15 protein-coding genes are annotated in these 15,239 nt (G+C 64.0%); 12 read left to right on the top strand and 3 right to left on the bottom strand.

Features of this window, described 5'->3' with window-relative positions; translation table 11 throughout:
- The first annotated feature begins 94 nt into the window (after positions 1 to 94).
- On the top strand, positions 95 to 763 hold the full coding sequence (locus LN139_RS15970; protein ID WP_236355183.1) for a response regulator: 669 nt from the start codon (positions 95 to 97) through the stop codon (positions 761 to 763).
- Positions 756 to 2,129 (top strand): sensor histidine kinase, encoded by a 1,374-nt coding sequence (locus LN139_RS15965; RefSeq protein WP_236355182.1) that lies wholly within the window; start codon positions 756 to 758, stop codon positions 2,127 to 2,129. The genes LN139_RS15970 and LN139_RS15965 overlap by 8 nt, the downstream gene beginning before the upstream one ends.
- Here the strand turns inward: LN139_RS15965 and LN139_RS15960 are convergent, their stop codons facing one another.
- Positions 2,130 to 2,945: an HDOD domain-containing protein gene (locus LN139_RS15960; protein ID WP_442964329.1), complete on the bottom strand. Its 816-nt coding sequence runs from the start codon at positions 2,943 to 2,945 to the stop codon at positions 2,130 to 2,132.
- A 41-nt stretch (positions 2,946 to 2,986) separates the two neighbouring features.
- Positions 2,987 to 3,928, bottom strand: coding sequence for a CAF17-like 4Fe-4S cluster assembly/insertion protein YgfZ (ygfZ, locus tag LN139_RS15955; RefSeq protein ID WP_236355181.1), 942 nt, complete (start codon positions 3,926 to 3,928; stop codon positions 2,987 to 2,989).
- A 157-nt stretch (positions 3,929 to 4,085) separates the two neighbouring features.
- Between ygfZ and LN139_RS15950 the strand changes: the two genes are divergently transcribed.
- The 4 genes from LN139_RS15950 to LN139_RS15935 all read left to right on the top strand — a co-directional run bounded on the left by LN139_RS15950 (position 4,086) and on the right by LN139_RS15935 (position 6,475).
- Complete coding sequence (locus tag LN139_RS15950) at positions 4,086 to 4,340, top strand: FAD assembly factor SdhE (protein WP_236355180.1); 255 nt, start codon at positions 4,086 to 4,088, stop codon at positions 4,338 to 4,340.
- Positions 4,324 to 4,782, top strand: coding sequence for a protein YgfX (locus LN139_RS15945; RefSeq protein ID WP_236355179.1), 459 nt, complete (start codon positions 4,324 to 4,326; stop codon positions 4,780 to 4,782). The genes LN139_RS15950 and LN139_RS15945 overlap by 17 nt, the downstream gene beginning before the upstream one ends.
- A complete protein-coding gene (locus tag LN139_RS15940) occupies positions 4,775 to 5,683 on the top strand; it encodes a LysR substrate-binding domain-containing protein (protein WP_236355178.1) in 909 nt (302 codons plus the stop codon). The genes LN139_RS15945 and LN139_RS15940 overlap by 8 nt, the downstream gene beginning before the upstream one ends.
- Positions 5,684 to 5,770: 87 nt before the next feature.
- A complete protein-coding gene (locus tag LN139_RS15935) occupies positions 5,771 to 6,475 on the top strand; it encodes an SDR family oxidoreductase (RefSeq protein ID WP_236355177.1) in 705 nt (234 codons plus the stop codon).
- Between the two features lie 3 nt (positions 6,476 to 6,478).
- Here LN139_RS15935 and nadB read toward each other — a convergent pair whose 3' ends face one another.
- Positions 6,479 to 8,083, bottom strand: coding sequence for an L-aspartate oxidase (nadB, locus tag LN139_RS15930; protein ID WP_236355176.1), 1,605 nt, complete (start codon positions 8,081 to 8,083; stop codon positions 6,479 to 6,481).
- Positions 8,084 to 8,613: 530 nt separating this feature from the next.
- Between nadB and rpoE the strand changes: the two genes are divergently transcribed.
- The 6 genes from rpoE to lepB all read left to right on the top strand — a co-directional run bounded on the left by rpoE (position 8,614) and on the right by lepB (position 15,215).
- Positions 8,614 to 9,195, top strand: a complete 582-nt coding sequence (rpoE, locus tag LN139_RS15925; protein WP_003252049.1) for an RNA polymerase sigma factor RpoE — start codon at positions 8,614 to 8,616, stop codon at positions 9,193 to 9,195.
- 31 nt (positions 9,196 to 9,226) lie between these two features.
- A complete protein-coding gene (locus tag LN139_RS15920; RefSeq protein ID WP_236355175.1) occupies positions 9,227 to 9,820 on the top strand; it encodes a sigma-E factor negative regulatory protein in 594 nt (197 codons plus the stop codon).
- A 9-nt stretch (positions 9,821 to 9,829) separates the two neighbouring features.
- On the top strand, positions 9,830 to 10,795 hold the full coding sequence (locus tag LN139_RS15915; RefSeq protein ID WP_236355174.1) for a MucB/RseB C-terminal domain-containing protein: 966 nt from the start codon (positions 9,830 to 9,832) through the stop codon (positions 10,793 to 10,795).
- Positions 10,796 to 10,973: 178 nt separating this feature from the next.
- Positions 10,974 to 12,392, top strand: coding sequence for a DegQ family serine endoprotease (locus tag LN139_RS15910; protein WP_236355173.1), 1,419 nt, complete (start codon positions 10,974 to 10,976; stop codon positions 12,390 to 12,392).
- Positions 12,393 to 12,554: 162 nt separating this feature from the next.
- A complete protein-coding gene (gene lepA, locus LN139_RS15905; RefSeq protein WP_236355172.1) occupies positions 12,555 to 14,351 on the top strand; it encodes a translation elongation factor 4 in 1,797 nt (598 codons plus the stop codon).
- A gap of 9 nt (positions 14,352 to 14,360) precedes the next feature.
- Positions 14,361 to 15,215 carry a signal peptidase I gene (gene lepB, locus LN139_RS15900; protein WP_236355171.1) on the top strand — a complete coding sequence of 285 codons (855 nt, stop codon included), beginning with the start codon at positions 14,361 to 14,363 and terminating at the stop codon, positions 15,213 to 15,215.
- The last annotated feature ends 24 nt before the right edge of the window (positions 15,216 to 15,239 follow it).

The following is a 15,239-nucleotide window of genomic DNA, read 5'->3' as shown; positions in this document are numbered from 1 at the left end:
AAATATTTGGAAATGCCCGGCCTGCCTGGCTTGGCGTAGCCCGCCAGCCCGGTAAACTCGCCCAGCGAGCCGCTGATAAAAACGGAGAAAAAACATGCGCGTGCTGCTGGTCGAAGACCACCCCCAACTGGCCGAGACCCTGGCCCAGATGCTCAAGGGCGAGGGTTTGACTGTCGATGTGCTCAACGATGGCCTGGCCGCCGACCACGCCTTGGCCAGCGAAGACTACGCCATGGCCGTGCTCGATGTCGGCCTGCCACGGCTGGACGGATTTCAGGTGCTGCAACGCCTGCGTGACCGCGGCCAACACCTGCCGGTGCTGATGCTTACGGCTCGCAGCGACGTCAAGGATCGCGTTCACGGGCTGAACCTGGGCGCCGACGACTACCTGGCCAAGCCTTTCGAGCTCAGCGAGCTGGAGGCGCGGGTCAAGGCGCTGCTGCGCCGTACCTTGCTCGGCGGCGAGCGCAGCCAGCGTTGCGGGCCGCTGGTGTATGAGGTGGATAGCCGGCGGTTCATCCTGCAAGGCCAGCCATTGGTGCTCACTTCCCGCGAGCAGGCGGTGCTGGCTGCGCTGATCGCCCGGCCGGGGCGGGTGATGAGCAAGGAGCAGCTGGCCAGCCAGGTGTTCGGCCTGGACGAGGATGCCAGCGCCGACGCCATCGAGATCTATGTGCACCGGCTGCGCAAGAAGCTGGGGCAGGCGGTTGCGATCGTGACCTTCCGTGGCCTGGGCTACCTGCTGGAGGCGCGCGATGCGTGAAGCAGGCAGCCTGCGCTGGCGGCTGCTGCGCAATCTGGTGGCGCTGCTCACCCTGTTGATGTTCGCCAGTGGGTTGTCGGCCTACTGGAACGGCCGCGAGGCAGCCGACACCGCCTACGACCGCACGCTGCTGGCCTCGGCACGCACCATCGCTGCCAACCTGACCCAGCGCGACGGCAGCCTGAGCGTGGACGTGCCCTACGTGGCGCTGGACACCTTCGCCTACGACAGCGCCGGGCGCATCTACTACCAGGTCAACGGCATCGACCGGCGGCTGATTTCCGGCTACGAAAACCTCCCTGAACCGCCCGCCGACACCCCCCGCACCGACGACTACCCAGCCTTGGCACGCTTCTACAACGGCCGCTATCAAGGCCAGAACGTGCGTGTGGTGAGCCTGCTCAAGGCCGTGAGCGAGCCGAACATGATCGGCATGGCGGAGATTCGCGTCGCCGAGACCGAGGAAGCCCGGGTGCGCATGGCCCGTGCGCTGATGGCCGACACCTTGCTGCGCCTGGGCATGCTCGGCGCAGGGGCGGTGTTGCTGGTGTGGATCACCGTCAGCGGCGCCTTGCGCCCGCTGGAGCGGTTGCGCTCGGCGGTCGAGGCACGCCAGCCGGACGACCTGCAGCCGCTGCCACGAGTGGACGCCCAGCGTGAGCTGGAGCCGCTGGTGGAGGCCATCGACCATTTCACCGAACGGCTGCGCCAGCAGTTCGAACGCCAGTCGCAGTTCATCGCCGATGCCGCACACGAGCTGCGCACGCCGCTGGCCGCGCTCGAAGCGCGGATGGAGCTTGGGCTGCGTGGCGATGACCCTGAGCAGTGGCGGGCGACGCTTCAGGACAGCGTCGAAGGGACCGACCGGCTCACCCATCTGGCCAACCAGTTGCTTTCACTGGCGCGGGTGGAGCATGGCGCGCGAGCCATTGCCGAAGGCGGCGTGGCGTGGCTGCGGCTCGATGAGTTGGCCCGTGAACAAGGCCTGGCCATGGCGGCGCTGGCGCACGCTCGCGGCATCGCTCTGGCACTGGAAGCTGAGGTGCAGGTACAGATACGTGGCGAGGCGACGCTGCTGCACGAACTGCTGAGCAATTTGCTGGACAACGCCCTGGCGCACACCCCGGCAGGGGGCAACGTGATCCTGAGGGTGTTGGCACCAGGCATTCTGGAGGTCGAGGACGACGGGCCTGGCATCCCCATCGACGCCCGAGAGCGGGTGTTCGAGCGCTTCTACCGGCGCAGCAGCCAAGGCACTGGGCTGGGCCTGGCGATCGTGGGCGAGATCTGCCGCGCTCACCGTGCGCGGATCAGCCTGCACGATGGCGCCCAAGGTGGCTTGCGGGTGCGGGTGACGTTCCCGTGATCAGGCCAGCAGGGCCTTGGCTTCCTGCACGTCGCTGCTCATCATTGGCGGGTCGAGGTTGTCCATGCCCAGGCGCTGCCAGGCCGGCAGCTTGTTCAGGCTGGGGCGGCTCTCCAGCGGGCGGTTGAGCAGAGAGGCGATCTGCACCACGTCGGCATAGTCGGCGGTGGGCTGCTCGCGCTGGCAGTCCAGGTGGAACAGCGGCACATCCGCAAGCGCCCGCGGGAACTCCCAGCTGCGCAGGATCCTGCTGCCGATCAACGGATGGATGTTTTCGATGATGTGGTTCAGGCACACCGGGTCCGACAGCAGGTCGTTGTGGTCTTCGGCGTAGGTGAGGATGGGCAGCACACCGATCAGGTGCACCATGCCGGCCAGTGCCGCCTGGTCGGGCTTGAGCTTGTGAGTGCGCCGGCACAGCTCGTAGCCCAGGCCTGCCACTGCAACGCTGGTGGCCCAGCAATCGCGCATCTTGCGCTCGACCACCTGAGAGCGGGCGTTGAAGATCTGCTCGATCACCAACCCCGTGGCGAGGTTGGAGGTGTAGTTCACGCCCAGGCGGGTAATGGCGGTGTGCAGGCTGGTCACTTCGCTGTGGCCGCGCAGCAAAGGGCTGTTGACCACTTTGATCAGCCGCGCGCTGAGTGCGGTATCGCGGCTGATCACGCGGCTCAGCGCACTGACGCTGATCTCGCTGTCCTCGGCGGCGCGGCGAATGTCCAGGGCCACTTCCGGCAGCGTGGGCAAGGTGAGGGTGTCCTGCTCGATGGCTTCGAGCAGATCGTTTTGAACCGTTTCAGCCAGCGGAATGATCATCAACTCTAACCTATGCCCCCAGGGCTGGATTGCCGCAGTGCTCAGCGCTGGATTTCGCGGTCGCGATCCAGTTCGTAAGGCAGGCCCAGCAGCACCAGCGGGTTGGCACCTGCTTCGCCCAGATACACTTCACCGCTTTCGGCGGCGTCGGCCTGCAACACGCCCAGCAGTTCGATGCCGCCTTCTGCCGGTGCGGCCAGAACCACTTCGCCCACCGCACTGGCATGTACCGGTGAAAACAGCGGCGTGCCCGGTGCAGGCAGGGCGCTGCCCTCCAGGCGCAGGCGATACTGGCGGCGTTTGAGCTTGCCCAGGTATTGCATGCGCGCGACGATTTCCTGGCCTGTGTAGCAGCCCTTCTTGAAGCTGACGCCGCCCACGGCCTGCAGGTTGATCATCTGCGGGATGAACAGCTCGCGGGTGGCCTCGAACACCTGGCCGAGCCCGGCGCGTACCTGGCCCAGCAGCCACGCGTCGAGCGTGCCCTGTGCCAGGTGCTCGGCCAGTACCTCGGCGGTAGCACTCGCCTGGTCGGCCGGCACCCAGAGTTCGGTGCGGCCGGCACTGGCGCGCACGGCGATGCGCCCCTCTGCACGCGCGACGGCATGCTCGCCGTCGCCCAGCACCAGGCCCAGCGCTGCCAGTGCAGCTTCACCACCCTGCACGCCGTAGCGCTGCCACTGAGCGCTTTCATCGGTGAGGGTGGCCTTGGAAAACACCGCGTACTTTTTCAGGTCCGCCAGTTGCGGCGCCAGCAGCTCGCTGGCCATGGCCAGCAGGCAGCCGTCGCCTTGCAACAGGATGCGGAAGCTCGATTGCATGCGCCCCTTGGGCGTGCAGCGTGCGCCGAGGCCGGCGGTGTGCTCGTCGAGGTAGTTGAGGTTGCAGGTCAGCTGGCCTTGAAGGAACTTGCGTGCGTCGGAGCCGCGAACGGCGAGCACGCCTTCATGAGGCAGCGGGCAGAAGAAAGCGGAATCGGCCATGGACACGTGGCACTCGTAATGACTGGCGGCCATGATACGGCCCGCTGGGCAAAAAACCTACCGGCCGCGGATGAACAATGTTACCGCTCGATGCCGCCGCCGGTGTGCTGCCGCCGGCTGGCGGCGCTATACTGCCCGCCTTTCCGAGGAGGGCCCTATGGTCGACAGCGTAGAACTCAACCGCCTGTACTGGCACAGCCGCCGCGGCATGCTCGAGCTTGACGTGCTGCTGGTGCCGTTCGTCCAGGAGGTGTATGCCCAGCTCAACGAGGTCGACCGCGATCTTTACCGTCGCCTGCTGGAATGCGAAGACCAGGACATGTTCGTCTGGTTCATGGAGCGCGGCGAGTCGCCCGACCCTGAGCTGCAACGCATGGTTCGCATGATCCTGGACCGTGTCCAGCCCAAGTGAGCCGTTCACCTGCCGCTGGCGGCCTTCGCCACGGCTGTTGCACGCCAGCCTTCTGCTGCTGGCGCTCGCGTTGCTGGCCAGCCTGAGCCTGGCCCTGCCGTTTCCCCTCAAGGGCTTGAGCCTGCTCGCGTGCGTCGGCTACGCCGCCTGGAGTTTGCCGCGCCACGTGCTGCTTTCCCATCCGCAGGCACCCACCGGCCTGCGCCATGATTCACGCGGCTGGTGGCTGTACAGCCGGGCCCGCGGCTGGCACCCGGTGCAGTTGTGCCGAGATTCCATCGCCCTGCGCGGCCTGGTGCTGGTGCGCTATCGAGTGGGCGGGCAGGGGCGTGTACACAGCGCCTGCGTGATGCCCGACAGTTTGCCTGCCGATGCCCATCGGCGCCTGAGGGTACACCTGCGTTTCGGTCGCCGGCGCTGGGCGGTGCCGAGCAGTGCCTGAAGGGTTCGCCGGGTTGCCGTCCCTCAATGCTCTGCGAGTGTTCGAGGTGGTGGCGCGGCACCTGAATTTTCGCCTGGCCGCCGACGAGTTGGGCGTGACCCAGGCCGCCGTGGCGCAACAGATACGCAGCCTTGAAGCCTCACTGGCCGTGAAGCTGTTCGACCGATTGCCGCGGGGCCTGGGCCTGACCGACCCTGGCCACCGCTACAGCGCAGGTGTGCGCGATGCGCTGGCGAGGTTGCAGGAGGCGACCGAAGCGCTGCGCCCGCAGCCCGCCAGCCTGACGATCAGCGTAACCCCGACGTTCGCCTCCAAATGGCTGATTCCACGCCTGGGCGCCTTCACCCAGGCCCATCCCGGAGTCGACCTGCGGGTGCTGGCCACCGATCGGTTGTCCCGGTTTCACGCAGATGGCGTGGACATCGCCGTGCGCTATGGCAGCCCCCCATTCGGGCCGGGCATCGAGGTCGAGCTGTTGTTCGAGCAGCGTGTGATCGCTGTTGCCAGCCCGGCGTTGCTGGCCGTTTCCAAAGAGCCGCCTGGCCTTGAACGCTTGCAAGAGTGGGTGCTGTTGCACGATGCCCACCATTTCTGGCCAGGCTATATCGCCCAGCTGTTTGGCCAGGCACAGGCCTCGCCGCGCAACCTGCGCTTCAACCAGACCGCGCTGGCCATCGAGGCGGCACTGGCCGGGCAGGGCGTTGCGCTCGCCACCGAGCTGTTCGTGCGCGAAGACCTGCGCAGTGGGCGCCTGGTGCAGGTATTCGATCAGGCCATGGTGATCGACAAGCACTTCTATCTCGCCTGGCCGCGCAAGGCTCACCCGCCCCAGGCACTGGCGCAGGTCAGGCAGTGGCTACGCCAGCAAGCTGCCCAAGGCAGTAGTTTTTCTATCGTTTAAGCCAGTCCTGGCTGCCTCTCTGCATACAGCCGCACGCTGCTACGCTCTTGCCCGGTATTCCAGCCAATGCAATTTCGGGAGGCAACCATGGCAGAGAAAAAGGTCGCGATCATCACCGCCGCAGGCAGTGGCATGGGGGCTGCAACGGTGCGGCGCCTGGCCGCCGATGGTTTCGAGGTGGCAGTGCTGTCATCGTCGGGCAAGGGCGAGGCGCTGGCCGGTGAACTCGGTGGCGTGGGTGTTACCGGCAGCAATCGTTCGGTCGAGGATCTTCAGCGCCTGGTGGATGAGGTGATGGCCAGATGGGGGCGGGTGGATGTGCTGGTCAACAGCGCGGGCCACGGCCCGCGCGCGCCGATTCTGGACATCACCGACGAAGACTGGCACCTGGGCATGGAAACCTACCTGCTCAACGTGATCCGCCCGGCGCGGCTGGTCACGCCGATCATGCAGCGCCAGGGCGGCGGCGCGATCATCAATATCTCCACCGCCTGGGCGTTCGAGCCGGTCGACCTGTTCCCCACCTCAGCGGTGTTTCGCAGCGGCCTGGCGGCGTTCAGCAAGATTTTTGCCGACACCTACGCCAAGGACAACATCCGCATCAACAACGTATTGCCCGGCTGGATCGACAGCCTGCCCGCCACTGAGCAGCGCCGCGACAGCGTGCCGCTGGGGCGCTATGGCCACAGCGACGAAATCGCTGCCACGATTGCATTTCTGGCCAGCGAAGGTGCTGCCTATATCACCGGGCAGAACATCAAGGTCGATGGCGGCGTGACCCGGGGTGTGTGACGGTTAACCAGGGATCAGTACCGTGTCGCAGGCCTGGGGAAGTTGCTGGGGGTAGTCGAGCATATAGTGCAACCCCCTCGACTCCTTGCGCTGCAACGCCGAGCGAATCATCAGGTCTGCCACGCAAGCCAGGTTGCGCAGTTCGATCAGGTCGCGGCTGACCTTGTAGTTGCTGTAGAACTCATCGATCTCATCCAGCAGCAACTTCACCCGGTGCGCGGCCCGTTGCAGGCGCTTGGTGGTGCGCACGATGCCCACGTAGTCCCACATGAAGCGCCGCAGTTCATCCCAGTTGTGGGCGATGATCACGTCTTCGTCCGAATCGGTGACCTGGCTTGCATCCCAGCCGGGCAGGGCAGGGGGTGGTGGCACCTCTGGCAGGTGATGCTCGATGTGCAGCGCGGCGGAGCGTGCATAGACGAAACATTCCAGCAGTGAGTTGCTGGCCATGCGATTGGCGCCGTGCAGGCCGGTGAAACTGGTTTCGCCCACCGCATACAGGCCAGGCACGTCGGTGCGGCCATCAGCGTCGACCAGCACGCCGCCGCAGGTGTAGTGCGCCGCCGGCACCACCGGAATCGGCTGGCAGGTGATGTCGATGCCGAAACCCAGGCAGCGTTCGTACACCATGGGGAAGTGCCCCTTGATGAACTCGGGGCTCTTGTGGGTGATGTCCAGGTACACGCAGTCCAGCCCCAGGCGTTTCATCTCGTGGTCAATGGCGCGGGCCACCACGTCCCGTGGCGCGAGCTCTTCGCGGGCGTCGAAGCGCGGCATGAAGCGCTCGCCATTGGGCAGGCGCAGCACGGCGCCTTCACCGCGCAGTGCTTCGGTGATCAAAAAATTCTTGGCTTGAGGGTGATACAGGCAGGTGGGGTGGAACTGGTTGAACTCCAGGTTGCCGACCCGGCAGCCTGCCCGCCACGCCATGGCGATGCCGTCGCCACAGGCGCTGTCCGGGTTGCTGGTGTAAAGGTAAACCTTCGCCGCGCCACCGGTGGCGAGCACGGTGAAGCGCGCAGCCAGGGTATCGACCTGGCCACTGGCGCGGTCCAGCACGTAGGCGCCCAGGCAGCGCTCGCCTTCCAGGCCCAGGCGGGGCGCGGTGATCAGGTCCACCGCCACGCGTTGCTCCAACAGGCAGATGTTGCGGCGTTGCCGAGCGCGCGCCAGCAGGGTGTCGAAGATCGCAGCGCCGGTAGCGTCGGCGGCATGGATGATGCGCCGTTGGCTATGGCCGCCTTCGCGGGTCAGGTGGAATTCGAAATGGCGCTCTTGCGGGGCGGTGTCTTCGTCGCGGGTAAAGGGCACACCTTGGGCGATCAGCCATTCGATGGCCTCGCGGCTGTGCTCGACGGTAAAACGCACAGCGGCTTCGTTGCACAGCCCGCCGCCTGCCACCAGCGTGTCCTGCACATGGGAGTCGACCGTGTCGCGGTCATCCAGCACCGCAGCTACACCACCCTGGGCGCGATAGGTGGAGCCGTTGGCCAGGTCGCCTTTGCTCAGCACCGCCACACGCAGGTGGTCGGGGAGGGTCAGGGCCACGCTCAAGCCGGCAGCGCCGCTGCCGATGATCAGCACATCGAATTGCAAATGTTGGCTCATGCTCGTGTTCCGTAGGGCCGCCGTATGAATTAGGCAGCTTCTTATTGACAGGCACCACACCTTGGCGAATTGGCACTGGCTTGCCAGGCAAGCTGACGGCAGAATACGGGCCCGCGCCCTAGTGGCACCGTGGAATCAAGGGGCCCCGCAAAATGCGGCCCTTTATAGCAGTGCCGCCCCTTGCGCCGCCACTTTAAAACCGCTGGCCACAGGCTGGGTATCGCACTTGCGGTGTAGGAAATTGGCTACAAAGGTGTCGGAACTTTTTTGAGGCATCGCAATCCATAGTGGGTTGCGCTATCGAACGGACGCAGCGCCCGCCCCGCGATCAGCTTCAGTGCGGGGTGGAGCGTCACTATAAAGACAGAGCGCAGGCCGCCGAATGCGGTGCTGCGTTTTCCGTGCAGCCTCGCAGTGGCGGCGACGGAAACTTGCTGGAGGGGAGAACTTTTGCGAAAAGCCCGAGTCTATGTTTGCAAGCTTGATACGCGGCCTTTGCAGTGCTCCAGCGAGCACAACGAGGAGTGTTCATGCTAACCCAGGAAGAAGATCAGCAGCTGGTCGAGCGCGTGCAGCGCGGCGACCGCAGAGCGTTCGATCTGTTGGTGCTGAAGTATCAGCACAAGATACTCGGGTTGATCGTGCGTTTTGTGCACGATACCCATGAGGCTCAGGACGTCGCGCAGGAAGCGTTCATCAAGGCGTACAGAGCGCTGGGCAACTTCCGCGGTGACAGCGCGTTCTACACGTGGCTTTACCGTATCGCCATCAACACGGCGAAGAACTATCTGGTGTCTCGTGGACGCAGGCCTCCGGATAGCGATGTAAGTTCTGAGGATGCGGAGTTCTACGACGGCGACCATGGCCTGAAAGATCTCGAGTCTCCGGAGCGGTCGTTGTTGCGGGATGAGATCGAAGGCACTGTCCATCGCACCATCCAGCAGCTGCCCGAGGACCTGCGTACGGCGTTGACGCTGCGTGAGTTCGACGGTTTGAGTTACGAGGACATTGCCAGTGTGATGCAGTGTCCGGTGGGTACCGTGCGTTCTCGGATTTTCCGCGCTCGGGAAGCCATCGACAAAGCCTTGCAGCCCTTGCTGCAGGAAACCTGAGACAGCGGCGACAGCCAAGAGAGGAACCGCTATGAGTCGTGAAGCATTGCAGGAATCGCTGTCCGCGGTGATGGATAACGAAGCGGACGAATTGGAATTACGTCGTGTATTGAACGCTATCGACGATCAAGAAACCCGCGCCACTTGGTCGCGCTATCAGATCGCCCGCGCTGCAATGCACAAAGAGTTGCTCAACCCGCGCCTGGACCTGGCCGTTGCCGTGTCCGCTGCGCTGGCTGATGAAGCTGAGCCTGCCAAGTCGGCGCCGCGCCGCTGGCGCAGCCTGGGCCGCATGGCCGTCGCTGCTTCGGTGACCTTTGCGGTACTGGCCGGTGTTCGGCTGTACAACCAGGACGAAATCAACGGTGCGCAACTGGCTCAACAGCAATCGGCTCAACCGTCGGTTGTGGCGCCTCAGGCCCAGGGGCCTGCGGTACTGGCCAACTACACCGAGAGCGCCGAGCCTGCCAAAGGCCCGATGAGCAACGGTGCGCTGCAGAACCAGGCCGGCTGGCAAGGCGAGAAAATGCCGGGCTACCTGCGCCAGCACGCTCAGGAAGCTGCCATGAAGGGTGCGGAGTCCGCCCTGCCGTACGCCCGCGCTGCGAGCACGGAAAACCGCTAAGGATCAGCCTTGCGCGCGCTGCCTCCTCTCTCTGGTTTGTTGATCGCAAGCTGCCTGGTGCTCAGTGCCCAGGCAGCGACCGATGCCTCGCAATGGCTCGAACGGCTGGACCAGGCCGAGCTTAAGCAGAGTTACCAAGGTACCTTCGTCTACGAGCGAAGCGGCAGTTTTTCTACCCACGATATCTGGCACCGTGCCTCCCCGGCAGGTGTGACCGAGCGCATCCTTCAACTCGACGGCTCGGCGCAGGAAGTGCTGCGTGTAGGCGGGGCAACCCGCTGTATCAGCGGCAACCTGTTGCAGGGTGTCAACACCTCGCCCGACACCTCAAGTGCGCTCTCCGACCCTCTTACACTGATGAGCTGGTATGACCTCAAGGTTGCCGGTTACTCACGCGTGGCCGGCCGTCCGGCCGTGATCATCACTCTCACGCCGCGCGACCCCAACCGCTACGCCTTCGAGCTGCATCTCGATCAGCAGACCGGTTTGCCCCTGAAGTCATTGCTGCTCAACGAGCGAGGCCAATTGCTCGAGCGCTTCCAGTACACCCGTTTCGACCCGCGCCCGCCAAGTGCCGAAGACTTGTCACCCAGCGCCGACTGCACGGCGCTCCCGGGCGGTTCGCCCCCTGCAGCGCAGGTGGCCACCGCAGCGTCGCTGGGCTGGCGCCCCGACTGGTTGCCGGCCGGGTTCGAGTTGACGGCTAGCAACGTCCGGCGTGAGGCGGGCAGCCACGTGCCGGTTACCCATCTGCTCTACAGCGATGGCCTGGCCCGCGTGTCGGTGTTCCTGGAGCCGGTGGAGGGCGAGGCGAATGATGCTCGCACGCAGCTGGGGCCGACCGCCGCCGTCTCCCGCCGGCAACCTACGCCCAAGGGCGATGTGATGGTGACAGTGGTCGGCGAAGTGCCATTGGGCACCGCCGAGCGCATTGCGCTGTCCATGCACCCGCTCGAGGCTCAGGCGCGGCAATGATTGCCAGGCCCTGGCGGGGCTTCGTGGCCTTAAATTCATTTCATGTTGCAAAACACCAAATGAAAGGTGCGAAGCTATTGTTGCAAACTCTCCTGTTTTTTAGGTCAATGCGTGCGGGGCCGCGGCCCCGACGCTCAATCACGCTCGTGTGCACGGGAGCCGTATGTCGATACCTCGCATGAAACACTACCTTTCACTGTTCGCCGCCGTGCTGATGCTGGGCCAGCTGTCCACCGCTCACGCCGAGGCGCTTCCGGATTTCACCACGCTCGTCGAGCAGGCCTCCCCAGCGGTGGTCAACATCAGTACCACGCAAAAGCTGCCTGATCGCGGCGTAGCCTCCAGCCAGATGCCAGACCTCGAAGGCTTGCCGCCGATGTTCCGGGAGTTCTTCGAACGCAACATGCCGCGCAACCGCTCGCCCCGTGGCGACCGCCAGCGCGAGGCACAGTCGCTGGGCTCGGGTTTCATCATTTCCCCCGATGGCTATGTGCTGACCAACAACCACGTAATCCAGGACGCTGACGAGATCGTCGTTCGCCTGTCCGACCGCAGCGAGCTCAAGGCCAAGCTGGTCGGCACCGATCCGCGCACCGACGTGGCCCTGCTCAAGATCGACGGCAAGGACCTGCCTACCGTCAAACTGGGCGATTCCGATAAGCTCAAGGTCGGTGAATGGGTACTGGCCATCGGCTCACCCTTCGGTTTCGACCATTCCGTGACCAAAGGCATCGTCAGCGCCAAGGGCCGCACCCTGCCCAACGACTCCTACGTGCCGTTCATCCAGACCGACGTCGCTATCAACCCCGGCAACTCTGGCGGCCCGCTGTTCAACATGAATGGCGAGGTGGTGGGCATCAACTCGCAGATCTTCACGCGCTCGGGCGGCTTCATGGGGCTCTCCTTCGCCATCCCGATCGATGTTGCGCTGGATGTGGCCGATCAGATCAAGAAAACCGGCAAGGTCAACCGCGGCTGGCTGGGTGTAGTCATCCAAGAGGTCAACCGTGACCTGGCCGAATCCTTCGGCCTCGACAAGCCTGCCGGTGCGCTGGTCGCCCAGGTAATGCCCGACGGCCCGGCCGCCAAGGCGGGCCTGCAGGTAGGTGATGTGATCCTCAGCCTCAATGGCCAGCCAATCAGCATGTCGGCCGACCTGCCTCATCTGGTCGGAGGCCTGAAGGCCGGTGCCAAGGCCAGCCTGGACGTGGTCCGTGAAGGCAAGCACCGCACCATCGAGGCGACGGTGGGCGCTTTGCCGGATGAAGACGGTGACGAAGGCGCCAGCGCCGGCCCTGATGGCGAGATTCAGCGAGACAGCAATCGCCTGGGCGTTTCGGTCTCCGAACTGACCGCCGATCAGAAAAAACAGCTCGACGTGCAAAATGGCGTGCTGATCAAGGACGTTCAGGACGGCCCTGCCGCGCTCATCGGCCTGCAGCCAGGCGATGTCATCACTCACCTGAACAACCAGGCCGTTACCTCGGCCAAGCAGTTCACCGATGTCGCCAAGGCGCTGCCGAAGAACCGCTCGGTGTCGATGCGCGTGGTTCGCCAGGGCCGTGCCAGCTTCATCACCTTCAAGCTGGCGCAATAAAGAAGCTGCGAGCCTCAAGCTCCAAGCGGGCTTAAGCCTGGAGCTTGGAGCTTGGAGCTTGGAGCTTGGAGCTTGCGGCTAGAAGCTTGCAGCTTGGAGCTGCTACAATGCCCGGCTATTTTCGTCGGGCGCCCGGCCCCAAGCCATTTCGAGTGCTGATCCGTGAGTGATTTGAGCCATATCCGCAATTTTTCCATCATTGCCCACATCGACCATGGCAAGTCGACGCTGGCTGACCGCTTCATCCAGCTGTGCGGTGGCCTGGCCGATCGCGAGATGGAAGCCCAGGTGCTCGACTCCATGGACCTGGAGCGCGAACGTGGCATCACCATCAAGGCCCACAGCGTCACGCTCAACTACAAGGCGCAAGACGGTAAGGTCTACCAGCTGAACTTCATCGATACGCCCGGCCACGTCGACTTCACCTATGAGGTCAGCCGTTCGCTGGCTGCGTGTGAAGGTGCGTTGCTGGTAGTCGATGCAGGGCAGGGGGTCGAGGCTCAGTCGGTCGCCAACTGCTACACCGCCATCGAGCAGGGCCTTGAAGTGATGCCGGTGCTCAACAAGATGGACCTGCCCCAGGCCGAGCCTGAACGGGTCAAGGACGAAATCGAGAAGATCATCGGCATCGATGCCACCGACGCCGTGCCCTGCAGCGCCAAGAGCGGCATGGGCGTGATCGAGGTGCTCGAGCAACTGGTCAAGGTCATCCCTGCACCCACCGGCGAGATCGACGCACCCCTGCAGGCGCTGATCATCGACTCCTGGTTCGACAACTACCTGGGCGTGGTCTCGCTGGTGCGTGTGCGCCAGGGCCGGGTGAAAAAAGGCGACAAGATCCTGGTCAAGTCCACCGGCAAGATGCACCTGGTCGACTCGGTCGGTGTGTTCACGCCCAAGCACACCAGTACTGCCGAGCTCAAGGCCGGTGAAGTGGGCTTCATCATCGCCAGCATCAAGGACATCGGCGGCGCGCCGGTGGGTGATACCCTGACGCTCTCCAGCACTCCTGAAGTGGCCGTGCTGCCGGGCTTCAAGCGTATCCAGCCGCAGGTCTATGCCGGCTTGTTCCCCACCAGCTCCGACGACTTCGAGGACTTCCGCGAGGCGCTGCAAAAGCTCACTCTCAACGACTCCTCGCTGCAATACGCGCCAGAGAGTTCCGACGCGCTGGGCTTCGGTTTCCGCTGCGGTTTCCTCGGCATGCTGCACATGGAAATCATCCAGGAGCGCCTGGAGCGCGAATACGACCTAGACCTGATCACCACCGCCCCGAGCGTGATCTACGAGCTCAAGCTCAAGACCGGCGAAACCATTTACGTCGATAACCCGTCGAAGCTGCCGGATGTTTCCTCGGTCGAGGACTTCCGCGAGCCGATCGTGCAAGCCACCATCCTGGTGCCGCAGGAACACCTGGGCAACGTGATCACGCTGTGCATCGAAAAGCGCGGCGTGCAGCGCGACATGCAGTTCCTCGGCAGCCAGGTGCAGGTGCGCTACGACCTGCCGATGAACGAAGTGGTGCTGGATTTCTTCGACCGGCTCAAGTCCACCAGCCGTGGTTACGCCTCGCTCGACTACCATTTCGATCGTTACCAGTCGGCCAATCTGGTGCGCCTGGACGTGTTGATCAACGGCGACAAGGTCGATGCCCTTGCATTGATCGTTCACCGTGACAACGCCCACTACAAAGGGCGTGCCTTGACCGAGAAGATGAAAGAGCTGATTCCTCGGCAGATGTTCGACGTCGCCATCCAGGCAGCCATTGGCGGCCAGGTGATCGCCCGGACCACTGTCAAGGCCCTCAGGAAGAACGTATTGGCCAAGTGCTACGGCGGCGACGTCAGCCGTAAACGCAAACTGCTCGAAAAGCAGAAGGCCGGTAAGAAACGCATGAAGCAGGTCGGCAACGTGGAAATCCCACAAGAAGCCTTCCTTGCAGTGCTCAGGTTGGAATGATCAGGTCCTATGTCGTCATTGAATCTACCGCTGTTGCTTGTGATTGCCGTGGCCGTCTGTGGCGTGCTCGGCCTGCTCGACCTGGTTTATCTGGCGCCGCGGCGCCGGGCTGCGATCGCTCGCTATGAAGGCAGCGTCGCCGAGCCCGAGCCGCAGGTGCTTGAAAAGCTCGGCAAGGAGCCGGTGCTGGTGGAGTACGGCAAGTCGTTCTTCCCGGTGCTGTTCATCGTGTTCGTGCTGCGCTCGTTCCTGGTCGAGCCGTTCCAGATTCCGTCGGGCTCGATGATCCCGACGCTGGAAGTGGGTGATTACATCCTGGTGAACAAGTTCGCCTACGGTATTCGCCTGCCGGTGATCGACAAGAAGGTCATCGAGGTGGGGCAGCCCGCGCGGGGCGACGTAATGGTGTTCCGCTACCCGTCCGACCCGAGCGTGAACTACATCAAGCGCGTGATCGGCTTGCCGGGCGACACCATTCGCTACACTGACGACAAGCACCTGTACGTCAATGGCCAGTTGATCACCGATCAGCAGTTGTCCACGGCGTACGACCCGGAGTTGGGTGACATTGCCGTGTACAAGGAGCGCATCGGAGATGTCGAGCACCTGATTCACAAGGCTATCCGTCCGACGCGTGCGGGCAGCCAGTGGACGGTGCCGGCCGGGCATTACTTCATGATGGGCGACAACCGCGACAACTCCAACGACAGCCGTTACTGGGATGACCCGAGCATTCCAAGGGACATGCAGGGCATGGTCCCGGACGGGAACATCGTCGGCAAGGCGTTCGCGGTATGGATGAGCTGGCCGAGCCCTGTGTTCAGCCATTTCCCGTCATTCTCGCGAGTCGGCATGATCAAGTGATCGGCGCTCTGGCGCCACGGAGGC

Origin of the sequence: Pseudomonas sp. KNUC1026, from assembly GCF_021650705.1 — a bacterium.
Classification (GTDB): Bacteria; Pseudomonadota; Gammaproteobacteria; order Pseudomonadales; family Pseudomonadaceae; genus Aquipseudomonas.
Note: the sequence above shows the minus strand (reverse complement) of the source record. Positions and strands in the feature narration are given on the sequence as shown.